Origin of the sequence: Cedecea sp., from assembly GCF_036500665.1 — a bacterium.
In the GTDB taxonomy this organism is placed as follows: domain Bacteria; phylum Pseudomonadota; class Gammaproteobacteria; order Enterobacterales; family Enterobacteriaceae; genus Cedecea.
Genome location: NZ_DASYBS010000050.1, coordinates 16,153 through 30,057, shown reverse-complemented (window position 1 = coordinate 30,057; position 13,905 = coordinate 16,153). Strand labels below are relative to the sequence as shown.

The 13,905-nt window shown below is 52.6% G+C and carries 15 protein-coding genes; 3 read left to right on the top strand and 12 right to left on the bottom strand.

Translation table 11 applies throughout. The features are described 5' to 3' along the window. Nucleotides 1–71 precede the first annotated feature (71 nt). A complete protein-coding gene (locus VGM55_RS07810) occupies nucleotides 72–1,046 on the top strand; it encodes an aldo/keto reductase (RefSeq protein WP_331635156.1) in 975 nt (324 codons plus the stop codon). Nucleotides 1,047–1,087: 41 nt separating this feature from the next. Here VGM55_RS07810 and VGM55_RS07805 read toward each other — a convergent pair whose 3' ends face one another. The 7 genes from VGM55_RS07805 to nrdR all read right to left on the bottom strand — a co-directional run bounded on the left by VGM55_RS07805 (nucleotide 1,088) and on the right by nrdR (nucleotide 7,469). Next, a complete protein-coding gene (locus VGM55_RS07805) occupies nucleotides 1,088–2,290 on the bottom strand; it encodes an amidohydrolase (RefSeq protein WP_414648218.1) in 1,203 nt (400 codons plus the stop codon). 43 nt (nucleotides 2,291–2,333) lie between these two features. Further along, nucleotides 2,334–3,554: a hypothetical protein gene (locus tag VGM55_RS07800; RefSeq protein ID WP_331635155.1), complete on the bottom strand. Its 1,221-nt coding sequence runs from the start codon at nucleotides 3,552–3,554 to the stop codon at nucleotides 2,334–2,336. A gap of 320 nt (nucleotides 3,555–3,874) precedes the next feature. Next, entirely contained in the window at nucleotides 3,875–4,846 is a 972-nt protein-coding gene (gene thiL, locus VGM55_RS07795) for a thiamine-phosphate kinase (RefSeq protein WP_154185362.1), read from the bottom strand. A gap of 62 nt (nucleotides 4,847–4,908) precedes the next feature. After that, nucleotides 4,909–5,328 carry a transcription antitermination factor NusB gene (gene nusB / locus VGM55_RS07790; protein ID WP_331635154.1) on the bottom strand — a complete coding sequence of 140 codons (420 nt, stop codon included), beginning with the start codon at nucleotides 5,326–5,328 and terminating at the stop codon, nucleotides 4,909–4,911. Between the two features lie 20 nt (nucleotides 5,329–5,348). Then, nucleotides 5,349–5,819, bottom strand: coding sequence for a 6,7-dimethyl-8-ribityllumazine synthase (gene ribE / locus VGM55_RS07785; protein WP_154185364.1), 471 nt, complete (start codon nucleotides 5,817–5,819; stop codon nucleotides 5,349–5,351). 76 nt (nucleotides 5,820–5,895) lie between these two features. Continuing rightward, entirely contained in the window at nucleotides 5,896–7,014 is a 1,119-nt protein-coding gene (gene ribD, locus VGM55_RS07780) for a bifunctional diaminohydroxyphosphoribosylaminopyrimidine deaminase/5-amino-6-(5-phosphoribosylamino)uracil reductase RibD (RefSeq protein WP_154185365.1), read from the bottom strand. 5 nt (nucleotides 7,015–7,019) lie between these two features. Further along, a complete protein-coding gene (gene nrdR / locus VGM55_RS07775; protein WP_016535162.1) occupies nucleotides 7,020–7,469 on the bottom strand; it encodes a transcriptional regulator NrdR in 450 nt (149 codons plus the stop codon). Nucleotides 7,470–7,623: 154 nt separating this feature from the next. Here nrdR and VGM55_RS07770 point away from each other — a divergent pair, with 154 nt between their 5' ends. Beyond that, on the top strand, nucleotides 7,624–8,184 hold the full coding sequence (locus tag VGM55_RS07770) for a DUF3251 domain-containing protein (protein ID WP_154185366.1): 561 nt from the start codon (nucleotides 7,624–7,626) through the stop codon (nucleotides 8,182–8,184). Between the two features lie 362 nt (nucleotides 8,185–8,546). Beyond that, entirely contained in the window at nucleotides 8,547–9,401 is an 855-nt protein-coding gene (locus VGM55_RS07765) for a nucleoside-specific channel-forming protein Tsx (protein ID WP_085540368.1), read from the top strand. A 41-nt stretch (nucleotides 9,402–9,442) separates the two neighbouring features. Here the strand turns inward: VGM55_RS07765 and VGM55_RS07760 are convergent, their stop codons facing one another. The 5 genes from VGM55_RS07760 to yajC form a co-directional block, all read right to left on the bottom strand. Further along, nucleotides 9,443–10,144: a helix-turn-helix transcriptional regulator gene (locus VGM55_RS07760; protein ID WP_154185367.1), complete on the bottom strand. Its 702-nt coding sequence runs from the start codon at nucleotides 10,142–10,144 to the stop codon at nucleotides 9,443–9,445. A 59-nt stretch (nucleotides 10,145–10,203) separates the two neighbouring features. Beyond that, complete coding sequence (locus VGM55_RS07755) at nucleotides 10,204–10,569, bottom strand: VOC family protein (protein ID WP_331635151.1); 366 nt, start codon at nucleotides 10,567–10,569, stop codon at nucleotides 10,204–10,206. A gap of 130 nt (nucleotides 10,570–10,699) precedes the next feature. Beyond that, nucleotides 10,700–11,671, bottom strand: coding sequence for a protein translocase subunit SecF (secF, locus tag VGM55_RS07750; RefSeq protein ID WP_331635150.1), 972 nt, complete (start codon nucleotides 11,669–11,671; stop codon nucleotides 10,700–10,702). A 10-nt stretch (nucleotides 11,672–11,681) separates the two neighbouring features. Beyond that, entirely contained in the window at nucleotides 11,682–13,529 is a 1,848-nt protein-coding gene (gene secD, locus VGM55_RS07745) for a protein translocase subunit SecD (RefSeq protein ID WP_331635148.1), read from the bottom strand. A 27-nt stretch (nucleotides 13,530–13,556) separates the two neighbouring features. Beyond that, nucleotides 13,557–13,889, bottom strand: a complete 333-nt coding sequence (gene yajC / locus VGM55_RS07740) for a preprotein translocase subunit YajC (protein ID WP_154185370.1) — start codon at nucleotides 13,887–13,889, stop codon at nucleotides 13,557–13,559. Nucleotides 13,890–13,905: the final 16 nt, after the last annotated feature.

The window sequence follows — 13,905 nt, the reverse complement described above, 5'->3', positions numbered from 1 at the left end:
TGGTTTGAAGTATGACGTGTACGGCCTGCTATGCTTTTAGGATACCCCTACAACATAGCAGGAGCGACATCGTGCAATACACCCCGTTAGGCACCACCGACCTTAAGGTTTCCCGTCTTTGCCTCGGCTGCATGACCTTTGGTGAACCCGATCGCGGCAGCCACGCCTGGACCCTTCCCGAAGAAAGCAGCCGGGAAATCATCCGCCACGCGCTGGATAAAGGGATCAACTTCTTCGATACCTCGAATAATTACTCCGACGGCAGCAGCGAAGAGATCCTGGGCCGTGCGCTGCGTGATTTTGCTCGCCGGAAGGATGTCGTCGTGGCGACTAAGGTTTATAACAAAGTCGGCGATCTCCCACAGGGCCTCTCCCGCCCACAGATCCTGCGTTCTATTGACGATAGCCTGAAACGACTCGGCACCGACTATGTCGATCTTCTGCAAATCCACCGCTGGGATTACGACACGCCCATTGAAGAGACGCTTGAGGCGCTTAACGACGTGGTTAAGGCCGGTAAAGCACGCTATATCGGCGCTTCTTCAATGCGCAGCGATCAGTTCGCTCAGGCCCTGGCTTTGCAGTCTGAGGCAGGCTGGGCACGCTTTGTCACCATGCAGGATCACTACAACCTGATTTACCGCGAAGAAGAGCTGGAGATGCTGCCGCTGTGCTACAAAGAAAAAATAGCGGTGATCCCCTGGAGCCCTCTTGCGCGAGGCAAGCTGACTCGCCCGTGGGGCGATACCACGGCAAGATCTGTTTCAGATGAAGTCGGAAAGTCGCTGTACCAGACGAATAATGAAAACGATGCTCTCATTGCTGAGCGACTGGCAAACGTCGCGGCCGATAAAGGCGCTTCACGCGCGCAGGTGGCGCTGGCATGGCTGCTCAGCAAACCGGGTATCGCCGCGCCTATTATTGGCCCATCAAGGCAGGAACAGCTGGATGATTTATTGGGTGCCGTAGAGTTAACGCTGAAGCCGCAGGAGATTGCCGAGCTGGAGACGCTTTATCAGCGCCATCCCGTGGCGGGATATAAATAATGCCCTCTCCCGGCCTCTCTCTGGAAGCCGGGACGACGATATCAAAAGCGGCACTGCTCCAGATAACACCAGGCATATTGAGCATATAACTCTGCACCTGAGACCATCACATCTTCGTCAATATTGAAGCAACCATGGTGATGCGCCCAAATGCTTCCTTTCTCAGGGTTCCGGCAGCCAACAAGAGCAAAACAGCCAGGGATATCCTCCATGTAAAAGCTAAAATCTTCTCCCCCTGTCGTTGGTTTTTCCGTTACGAGTACCGCCTGATCGAACGAGGCACAGATAACCGATTGGGCCAGAAGTGCACTACGCTCCTCATTGATAACGGGTTGGGTGCCATAAGAGTACTCAACCTCAGCTTTTGCACCATAAAGAGCGGCGGTATGCTGTGCATAGCGTTCGATAGCAGCGCGAATACGCTCCCGAGTGACATTATCAAAACAGCGAACCGTGCCTTCCAGTAAAGCATTTTCGGCAATGACATTGAAGCGGGTTCCCACTTCCATACGCCCTATCGTGACAACGGCAGATTCGAGTGCTGATGTTTCCCGCGCCACGATTGCCTGAAGATTCATCACGAAAGAGGAAGCCACCACCACCGCATCGACGCAGGCCTCAGGCATGGAACCATGTCCACCTCTTCCAGTAAACGTAACCTTCAGTAGATCGGCGGAAGCAAAGCTTGATCCTACATTACAGGAGATTTTTCCCGATGAGAGCGAACTCCAGATATGCATTCCAAAAACGTTATCAACACCATCAATCGCCCCCTGAGCAATCATGGCTTTCGCACCTTCGGCAATCTCTTCGGCTGGCTGAAAAATCAGCCTGACCTTTCCACGCAGACTCTTTTTATTTTCCTGTAATGCTTTAGCTGCGGTAAGCAACATAGCGGTATGAGAGTCATGCCCACAGGCATGCATAATCCCATCGTGACTCGATTTATAGCTTAAGGAATCGTTAAGTTCTTTTACGGGCAGCGCGTCCATATCAGCACGCAGAGCCACGGTTTTTCCTGGCATATCTCCGACAATTTCAGCAATCACTCCCGTCGGTTCCGCTTTCCTGCAGGTGATTCCTATACGCTTTAGTTCCTCTAAAATTTTTTCCGTAGTACGGTGCTCCTGCCACGGCAATTCGGGATGCGCATGAAGATCACGTCGGAAGTCAATCATCGCACTTACGTGCTGACGCACAGACTGAGCAAGTGCTGCGCTGACCGGTAAATTAGTTTCAGCCATAACATAAAATCCTTTTCATATAACATCAGGTAATTTGATGTCTCTAACCTGTAAATGGAGTGATATACCCAACCATAATTCCTGCTAATACTACCGAGACCATCGTCACTGAAATAAATCCTCCGACCAGCATTGGGGCTAACATATGCTGCATAAGCACCTCGCGCTCTTTTGCGTTTTGCGTCAGCGCAGTCACCGCTTCATTCGTAATAATATAGTCGGCGGGAAACCCATACATGGCCGTCAAAGAGATGGCAAATGCCATTTCCATCGTAACTCCCAATACCTTCCCAATCACCCACGAAACAAGAAACATACCAACAATAGCGGTAGTAATAAGCACTAGCATTGGAACGAGCAGACGTAGCAGCATATCCGGCGTTGCCTGATTCAACGTATCAAAGATAAACAACATCAGCACCATTATGGTAAAGCCGAAACCATTAGCCTTCTGTAGCGGCTGTTTCTCAAGAAAACCAGCTGATGATGCAATAACGCCAAACAGTAAGCAAAGCACAAACGGGCTTACAGAGATCAGTGGCCCCAGCCAGTTCGAGGCCAGATATGCAAGATATCCAACCAATGCCAGGCGGAAGAATTTGAAGTAACCGGTATTGTAAGAATCCGGGAACATTCTGAATAACCCCGGCATGGCATTTTCATTCTGTGAATCCGCTTTTTTTAAAACAGAGCCAGTACCGTGCATATCCTCATGCCATTGACCAGAACGGTAAAGTTCAAGCACCCGTCGACCTTCCCGTTGCAACATCAACGTCGTTAACGGGTAGCCCGCAAACCCCTGCATCACATAAATCAAAATGGCGAAAACGGAGAGATCCACAAGCCCGGCCTCGGCGGCCCCTTTTGACATGATAACGGCCGAAACAATACCGCCAACCAGCGGCGGCGTTGTCACAATGGCAGTATTGGTATCGAAGAGGAATGCGCAGATACACCAGACTGCCGCCATAATCCCAATGATGCCCGACAGTGAAATGACAATGGTTTTCCACTGCCGCAACAACTCCGGTATCGATAAAAGCGTTCCCATATTGGTAATGAGTAAATACATTGCCATGATGGCCACGACCGGCGCTACCCCGGCAATGCTGATAATATCCTTAGGGAAAAAACTCCAATAGCCCAAAAGAAAAAGTACTGCGCAGACAAAAACAGAAGGTATTTTTGCTTTTGTCCTTACCGAAATAACATCACCAAAGTACAAAACCCCGGTTACAAGCAACAATGCGAGCATTTGTGACATGATTAAATTCCATTTTTCTTTATTAAGATATTTCCATTATTTTGATGGCACACAACAATAATATAGAAGAGAAAGGCATCAAAGATAATAAAAATATTATAATAGAAGTGCAAATGGAAGAATGATAAAACTTAAACAGGTTTAATTAGAGTGATATAAAATCGGTTAAAATGTTATTATCTAATAACAATAATTCATTAAAAGAATGAAATGGCGGGAAGATATTAAAAAAACAAATAACTTTTCCCCCTTTATCTCTTCACCGCCAGTTGCCATGTGTGATCATAACTGGCGGCATAAGAGAGTAAGGCCAATTCAAACTACGAAAAGTGATCGTAGCCTTTCATCTCCAGCGTCACAGGCTTACCTTCGCGGGTAAACTGCAGCCCTTCAGACGCAGAAACAATCTGCCCGATGCAGGTATAAGGCACGCCCAGGTTGCCGATAGCCACTTCCAGCGCACCGCGGTTTAACTCTGGCACGGTGAAGCACAGTTCATAATCTTCTCCGCCGGACATCGCCCATTTCAGCGCTTGTTCCGGTTCAACGTGCTCGAGCATCGCTTCGGAGTAAGGCAGCAAATCGAGATCGATACGCGCCCCGCACTCGCTGGCCTTCAGGATATGGCCGAGGTCGGAAATCAGGCCATCTGAGAGATCGATAGCGCTGTTTGCCAGATCGCGCAGCGCCTGGCCGTGTAAAACGCGCGGCGTCGGGCGGAGATGCCGTTTAAGCAGATAATCCGCGTGCTGTGCATTCGCAACCTGTAAACGTTCCTGAAGGATTGCCAGGCCAGCCGCGCTGTCACCCGGCGTTCCGGTGACATAAATCCAGTCTCCGGCTTTCGCACCGCTGCGCTTAAGCGCGCGCCCGGCAGGGATCATACCGTGGATCCCCAGCGTCAGAGAAAGTGGGCCACGGGTTGTGTCACCGCCAATCAGCTGCATATCGTAATAATCCAGCTGCTCGAACAGGCTATCGCTGAACGCGGCAAGCCACGCTTCATCCACTTCAGGGAGCGTTATTGCAAGCGTAAGCCAGGCCGGATCTGCACCCATGGCGGCCAGATCGCTTAAATTCACCGCCAGTGCTTTGTAGCCCAAATCGCGTGGATCGATATCCGGCAGGAAGTGATTGCCGCTGACCAGCGTATCGGTGCTGATCGCCAGCAGCTGTTTTTCGGGTACCGACAGCAACGCACAATCGTCGCCGATACCGGCTTCCACATCACGACGGGAACTTGTTACGCGATCGAAGTAACGGGCAATCAGGGAAAACTCACCGCATGCCATGCGTGATACCTCAAGAATGTCAGTTGCAGAAAAAATGTGGCCGGGAAAACCCGGCCAGGAGATTACTTCTTGTGGGGACGAATAGCGGGAGCGGCTTTATCAAGTACGCCGTTAACGAACTTGTGGCTATCTTCGGCACCGAAGGTTTTTGCCAGTTCAATCGCTTCGTTGATGGCCACTTTGTAGGGCACATCGTCACGTTTGGACAGTTCGAACAGCGCAATGCGCAGTACCGCTTTTTCCACCTGGCCCAGCTCTTCGAGGAGACGAGACAGGTAAGGCTTCATCAGCCCATCCAGATACGCGCTGTTAGTTGCCACCCCGCTCAGCAGCTCACGGAAATAGATAACGTCAACGTCTTTGACGTCCTGTTCCGCCAGGAACTGGTATTCGACATCAGCGATGTCGTTTTTAGACAACTGCCAGGAGTAGAGCGCCTGGACGGCACACTCACGGGCGCGGCGACGAGCAGCAGGTTTCACGGATTTCCCCTTACAAAAAATCAGGCCTTAATGGCTTTCAATACATTAATCATTTCAAGCGCGGTCAGTGCAGCTTCTGCACCTTTGTTACCGGCTTTGGTGCCAGCGCGTTCGATGGCTTGTTCAATGCTTTCAGTGGTCAGCACGCCGAAGGCAACGGGAATACCGCTGTCATGGGCAACGCTTAACAGACCGTTGCTGGCACCGCCGGCAACGTATTCGAAGTGCGCAGTACCGCCACGAATCACGGTGCCGAGCGCGATAACCGCATCGTATTTGCCGGTTTTCGCCAACGCATCGGCGGCCAGCGGCAGCTCGTAAGCACCAGGCACCCAAACCACGGTGATGTTTTCGTCTTTCACCTGACCAATACGTTTCAGGGCGTCGATAGCACCTTCCAGCAGGCTGTCATTGATGAAGTTGTTAAAACGCGCGATGGTGATGGCGACGCGAGCGTCAGGAGTAGCAACGGCAGCTTCAATAATGTTCATAATCTTCCTTTACGGGTTCTGTTTAGCCCCGCAGGGGGGCGGATTTTATCATAATCTTTTCGTGACTGCTTACGTTTTACTGGCGACCGTAAACGGGCGTCAGGTGCAGGCACAAATCTGGGCCAACCTGCCGGACTTCGCTAAAGCTAAACTCCGGCACATCAGCAAGTTTTTCAAGGCCAGGAAGCGCACATAAACCACGTGCATCATTACCTAATAATTTTGGCGCGACGTAGACAATAAGCTCATCCACCAGGCCTGCCTGCAGCAGCGCACCGGCAAGCGTTGCCCCCGCCTCAACCCAGACAGAGTTCACCTGGCGTTTGCCAAGCTGCATCATTAGCACCACCAAATCAAGATGGCCGTTATGTTCCGGAACCAACAGCTGTTCGACGTTTTCCGGCCAGCTTTGCTCCTCTGCGTGGCTGCGTGCAAGCCAGGTTTGGCCCGGATTAACAATAAGTTGATGCTGCGGCGTCACGCGGTTTTGGCGGTCAACCACGATACGAATCGGCTGGCGCAAATCCTGTTGAGCATAAATCGCCTGGCTGGCGCTATCCAGCTCATCCCAGCGTACCGTTAATGACGGGTTGTCCGCCAGCACGGTGGCGCTGCTTGAGAGGATAGCGGCACTTTGTGCGCGCTGACGCTGCACATCGCGACGCGCCTGAGGAGAAGTAATCCACTGACTCTCCCCGCTTGCCATCGCGGTACGTCCGTCTAGCGAAGCACCGAGTTTAAGCTGGATAAACGGGAAGCCGGTGCGCATACGTTTCAGGAAGCCACGGTTCAGGGCTTCCGCCTCACTCATCATTAAGCCGTGACTGACTTCGATGCCCGCCTGCTGCAGGCGGTAGAGACCACGCCCGGCGACCTGCGGGTTGGGGTCCTGCATGGCGGCAACAACGCGGGAGACGCCTGCAGCAATTAAGGCATCACAGCATGGTGGCGTGCGGCCATGGTGGCTACAAGGTTCGAGCGTGACATAGGCCGTTGCGCCTCGCGCCTGCTCGCCCGCCATACGCAGGGCATGCACTTCCGCGTGAGGTTCACCGGCGCGGAAATGGAAACCTTCCCCGACAATTTCGCCGTCTTTGACGATCACGCAGCCGACATTCGGATTCGGTGCTGTGGTAAAACGTCCGCGCTTCGCCAGCTCAAGCGCACGAGCCATAAACTGTTCATCAAGGGACATCGGCATTAATCCTGTAAACGGGCGATTTCTTCACCAAACTCTTTGATATCTTCAAAGCTACGGTAGACTGAAGCGAAGCGAATATAGGCGACTTTATCCAGTTTCTTAAGCTGCTCCATCACCAGGTTGCCGATGAGTTTACTCGGGACTTCACGTTCGCCGGTTGCTCGAAGGTGCGACTTAATATGGCTGATGGCCATTTCCACGTCGTCTGAGTTAACCGGGCGCTTTTCCAGCGCTTTCAGGATGCCGCTGCGCAGCTTGTCTTCGTTAAACGGCTCGCGCACCTCATTGCTCTTCACGACTCTGGGCATCACCAGCTCAGCAACCTCAAAAGTCGTGAAGCGTTCGTGACAAACCAGGCACTGGCGCCGGCGGCGTACCGAGGAACCTTCACCCACCAGGCGAGAGTCAATAACTTTGGTGTCCACGGCGAAACAGAATGGGCAATGCATAGCGTTTCCTGCTGGGATTATAAAGATGAACAACAGTTTACCGCGAAGTCGCGGGAGTACAAAGACACCGCCGCCCAGGTGCAGTGAAATAAGGCCTTTTCAAGCAACAGGAACTACGCTTAAATCAGCAAACGGCAACAAGGAAAAAACAACCATGACAAAGACTTACCTAAGAATTATCCTGGTATCCAGCCTGATGAGTCTGTCCGCCTGCGCCCAGCAAACCGAAGTGCGTCAGATGCGCAGCCAGATTGGCTCGTTAAATCAGGAGATGACGAAGCTCAGCCAGCAGACGGTAAAACTGACTCAGCAAAATGCCCTCAACGCCAAATCAACCACCGGTGTCTACCTGCTCCCGGGTTCGAACACCCCAGCGCGCCTGAATAGCCAGCTCGGTAGCCTTAAAATGTCGCTGACGCATGTTGCGGCGGAAGCCAACGGCACTCGCGCCACGCTGCTGATTCAAAGCGAGTCTAACGATCCGCTGCCGGCATTTAGCGGCAAGGTTGAATGGGGCCAGATCCAGGGCACAACGGACAGCTTCCAGGAAGTTAACGTCCAGACGCAGCAAATCGACGCTCCAGCCAGTATTCTGGCGCCAAGCGATGTGTCCATTCCTCTGCGCCTGTCCGGCATTACGCCTGAGCAACTTGGCTTTGTGCGCGTTCACGATATTCAGCCGGTTTCTGCCGCACAGCCAGCGCCTGCACAGTAGCTCTCCACTCCCTTGCCAGGCAGGGGAGTTCGTCACACTCTTTCACACTGCCCGCACAATATGTGAAGCAAAGCTCTTCTTTCCTCCCGCCCCATAACGTGATATGCATCACAGTTATTTGTAACAGCCTGACGCTTGTTTGCGTAATTTGACGAAGCAGGTACAATCACGCCGTTTTTATTATGCGCAAACGTGAACGCAATCGATTACGCATATGAGAAGAATGTGAAATAGAACATATTTTTGTGAGCAGGGATTTCTATAATAGTCGCGCTGCAAAGGTCCTTCCCCTGAGACCGGCGGCCATGGATGACATCTCACATCCGCATCGCACCAAAATTACGTAAACAGTGGCTAAAAATATGAAAAAAATTATTCTGGCAGCCGGCACCGTTCTGGCGCTTTCCAGCTCTTTCTCTGCCAGCGCAGAAGAAGCAAAAAACAGCGAATACCTCTCCGACTGGTGGCACCAGAGCGTTAACGTTGTCGGCAGCTACCACACCCGTTTCGGGCCGCAGCTGCGTAACGATACCTACCTGGAATACGAAGCGTTCGCCAAAAAAGATTGGTTCGATTTCTACGGCTACGTGGATGCGCCAGTCTTCTTCGGCGGTAACACCCAGGCGAAAGGGATCTGGAACCACGGTTCCCCACTGTTTATGGAAATCGAACCTCGCTTCTCCATCGATAAGCTGACCGGCACCGATCTGAGCTTTGGTCCGTTCAAAGAGTGGTACTTCGCGAACAACTATATTTACGACATGGGTCGTAACCAGGCCAACCGCCAGAGCACCTGGTATATGGGTCTGGGTACCGACATCGATACCGGCCTGCCGATGAGCCTGTCGATGAACGTGTACGCCAAATACCAGTGGCAGAACTACGGTGCCTCTAACGAAAACGAGTGGGATGGTTACCGCTTCAAGGTGAAATACTTCGTACCGATTACCTCCCTGTGGGGCGGTAAACTGAGTTACATCGGTTTCACCAACGTTGACTGGGACTCTGACCTGGGCAACGACCAGTACCGCACCAACAACTCCGTTGCATCCAGCCACATCCTGTCGCTGAACTACGATCACCTGCACTATTCCTTCGTGGCCCGTTACTTCCATAACGGCGGCCAGTGGAAAGATGGCGATCAGCCGTTCTTCATGAACGAGCGCGTGAAGTCTACCGGCTTCGGCTACTACGTGGTTGTCGGTTACAACTTCTAACCGTCACAGCAGACAAAAAAACCGGCCTTCTGGCCGGTTTTTTATTTTCCAGGCAGGTAACCTTTGGCCTTCTGAAGAGCAATAAAGGCCTGGAGAGAACGATCGTGGCGCTCCTGATACACACGCCCGGTTAAACGAATATCCCGACAGCGATCCAGCCTGAAGCTGCGGTAATCATCCCGCGCCTCACACCAGGCGACCAGCAGCCAGACCTCACCCCAGAATGACAGCCCCAGCGGGTGAATATCTCTCTCCGTCGGCTCACCTTTCTCATCCTCGTACAACAGATGGACCACCTGGCATTTGTCGATGGCGGAATGAAACAGATCGAATCGGGCTTTCACCCGTGGGAATTTATTAAAATCCGGCGAGATGATACGACTGCGCTCGGCAACACGACGCTTTTCTGGCGTAAGCACGGCGAGGAGTTTTTCATGCACGGATTCTGCAGATTTCGCCAGCGCTTCTCCGCTCCAGGTCTGCACCATTCTTAACGCGGCAATCACCGCCTCCACTTCTGAGGAAGTCAGCATCAGAGGCGGAAGATCGTAGCCGGCCAGCAGGCGATAGCCGCAGCCCGCCTCCCCCTCTATCGGCACGCCGGATAAAGAAAGATCCCGAATATCGCGGTAGACAGTGCGCTCAGAGACTTCCAGCCGCTCGGCAAGCTGCGCAGCCGTGGTCAATCGCCTGCCGCGCAGGATCTGCACTATCTGAAATAATCGATCGGCTCTTCGGCTCATGAGGGTTCCGGGCAAAATTAAGCCTGCCAAAATGGCAGGCATTAATTAAGTATTGCGGCTTAAACCGGCTGGTGCAACCCCACCCGATTGCCCTCACTATCAATCATTAACGCTATCGTGCCGATATCATGGGGCAGCACCTGAGGACCAAAGTCCAGACTACCTCCCGCCGCTTCTACCTGCTGCAGCGCCTGGGCGATATCGGGCGTATACAGATAAATCACCGCGCCTTTATCTGAAGGGATAAACCGATCTCCCTTGACCAAAGCGCCGCCGGTGGCAGGTTGGTCATACGAAAATACAGCATTGTCCACGCCGGCCATCGTCTCGCGGCGAAATTCAGCGTTCAGTACTCGTTGGTAAAAGGTCATCGCGCGTTCCATATCGGAAACGGGGATCTCAAACCAGTTGATGATTGTGCTCATTGTTTTTCTCCTGTGCTGTCAGTAACCACGAGTCTACTGCCCCCCTCCTGACAGCATCCTGTCAGGAGAGAAACGCCTGGCGAAAAAAAACCGCAGCACGGTGGCTGCGGTTTATCAGGCTAAAGCAGGATTAAGGAAGAATAGACGGCTGATCCGCCCCTTCTTTCTCCACCTTCTGCTGCAGCATATGCTCACGCTTCATACCCAGCTTCAACGCCAGCGCAGAGGCGACGTAGATAGAGGACGCGGTACCGATGGACACACCGATAAGCATCGTCAGGGAGAAGCCTTTCAGCAACGCGCCACCGAAAAGATACAGCATCAGAATAACCACTAACGTGGTGCCAGAAGTGATCAACGTACGGTGCAGGGTCTGAGTCAAGGAGACGTTAAAGATTTCGTAAGGCGTTCCGCGGCGGATCTTGCGGAAGTTTTCACGAATACGGTCCGAAACCACGATGCTGTCGTTCAGCGAGTAGCCGATAACCGACATCAATGACGCAACGATAGTCAGGTCAATTTCGATGTGGAATAGCGACAGCACGCCCAGGGTGATAATCACATCGTGAGCAAGAGAGATAACGACCCCGGCAGCCAGACGCCACTCAAAGCGGAAACCGACGTACACCAGGATGGAAATCAGCGCAACCAGCAGCGCCATAGCGCCGTTTTGAGCCAGATCGGCACCGACGCTCGGGCCAACAAACTCAATACGTTTTACGGCTGCATTTTGGTTGGTTGCTTCGTTAATCACGCTAACAACCTTGCTGCCCAGAATCTGGCCGCCAGCTTCGCCTTTAGCAGGCGGCATGCGTACCATGATGTCACGGCTGCTACCGAAGTTCTGCACCAGCGGCTCTTCAAAACCCGCTTTCTGCAGCGAAGCACGCATTTCATCAAGATCGGCCGGTTTTTCCAGCCCGATTTCGATCACCGTTCCCCCAGTAAAATCCAGGCCCCAGTTGAAACCTTTCACGCCGATAATCACGACGGAAAGGATCAGCAGGATACCGGAGATGCTGAAGGCCCAGTAATCCCAGCGCATAAAGTCATGAACTTTACGGCCGTAGTTCAATTGTTCAACAGTATATTCCTGTGCCACAACGCACTCCTCAGATAGACAGCTTGTTGATGCGTTTGCCGCCATACAACAGGTTCACAATGGCACGAGTCCCGACGATTGCAGTAAACATCGAGGTTGCAACACCAATACCGGTGGTGATCGCAAAACCTTTGATTGCCCCGGTGCCCACGGCATACAGGATGATAACTTTGATAAGCGTAGTGATGTTGGCATCAAAGATGGAGCTGAACGCGCCTTTGTAACCTTCATCAATCGCCTGCTGGATAGTACGCCCGTTGCTGATCTCTTCTTTGATACGCTCATTGATCAGTACGTTCGCATCCACCGCTACCGCAAGGGTTAAGACAATCCCCGCGATACCCGGCATGGTCAACGTTGCGCCCGGCAGCAGGGACATAATCCCCACAATCAACACCAGGTTAGCCAGCAGTGCAGAGGTCGCAATCAGGCCAAACTTCTTATAGAAGAACAGCATGAAGATGATGGAGACCACCAGACCGGCCAGACACGCTTCCAGACCCTGCTTGATGTTTTCCAGACCCAGCGTTGGACCGATAGTGCGCTCTTCAACAATCTGAATCGGCGCAATCAGCGCGCCCGCACGCAGCAGCAAAGACAGCTGGCGAGCTTCATTCGGATTGCTGATACCGGTGATGCGGAAGCTGTTACCCAGGCGAGACTGAATGTTCGCAACGTTGATAACTTCTTCTTCTTTCACCAGAACAGCACGACCATTCGCGTCTTTCTTACCGCTGTCCTTGTACTCCACAAACAGCGTCGCCATCGGCTTGCCGATATTGTCTTTTGTGAAGTTAGACATGATGTTACCGCCAGCGCTATCCAGGGAAATATTTACCTGAGGCTGGTTGTATTCATCCATGCTGGACGTGGAGTCGGTGATATGGTCACCGGTCAGGATCACGCGTTTGTACAGCACAACGGGCTGCCCTTCGCGAGTCTGCTTCACCTCCGAGTCACCCGGGACACGGCCTGCGGCAGCAGCCGAGGAATCAACGTTGGTGTTAACCAGGCGGAATTCCAGCGTTGCAGTCGCGCCAAGAATTTCTTTAGCACGCGCGGTGTCCTGAATACCCGGAAGTTCAACCACGATACGGTCAGCCCCCTGGCGCTGTACCAGCGGTTCAGCGACACCAAGCTGGTTTACACGGTTACGCAGGATTGTAATGTTCTGCTGTACCGCATATTCGCGAGCTTCGCTCAGACGGGCGTCGCTCATCACGGCGCGCAGCGTATTGCTTCCCTGGGTTGAGAACACCAGATCACGATGACGAGAAGAGAGGTAATCTCTTGCAGAGTCACGCGATGCGGCATCACGGAAGACAATGTCTACACCGTAATTATCGGCTTTACGCACGTTTGTGTAGGCAATGCCCTTGTCACGCAGGTCACTGCGCAGGCCATCGATGTTTTGTTCCTGGAGTTTGCCAAGCGCTGTGTCCATATCCACTTCCATCAGGAAGTGAACACCACCGCGCAGGTCAAGACCGAGTTTCATCGGGTTTGCGCTGATAGCGGACATCCAGCGAGGGGTGGCAGGAGCAAGGTTAAGCGCCACGACATAGTTGTCGCCCAGCACGCTCATCAGCGCTTCACGCGCACGCAGCTGGGTATCAGTAGAGTCGAAGCGAGCGAGAATGGCGCCCTCTTCCAGTGCCACAGATTTAGCGGTGATTTTTTCTTGTTTTAAGGTGTTTTCGACCTGGATCAGCGTTTGTTCACTGGCGGCGGCACCGCGCACGCCAGTTAACTGAACTGCCGGATCCTCACCATACAGGTTGGGAAGCGCATACAGCAGACCAATCGCAAGTACGACGATCAGCATGATGTACTTCCACAAAGGATAACGGTTTAACACGTGTAGTTCCCTTAGGGAAAACGAAAATTACAGCGCCTTCATGGTGCCTTTCGGCAGAACGGCAGCTACGAAATCACGCTTGATAACCACTTCGGTGGTGTCGTTCAGCGCGATAACAACATAGCCAGTTTCAGCTACTTTCGTTACGCGACCAACCAGACCACCGTTAGTCAGCACTTCGTCTCCTTTAGAGATGGAGTCCATCAGTTTTTTATGCTCTTTGGTGCGCTTTTGCTGCGGACGCAGGATCATAAAATAGAAAATCAGGCCGAACACCACCAGCATAAGAATCAAAGAGTACGGGCTACCCTGCGCTGGAGCACCTGTTGCAGCTACCGCATCAGAAATGAAAAAGCTCATCAAAATTCCCTCATTA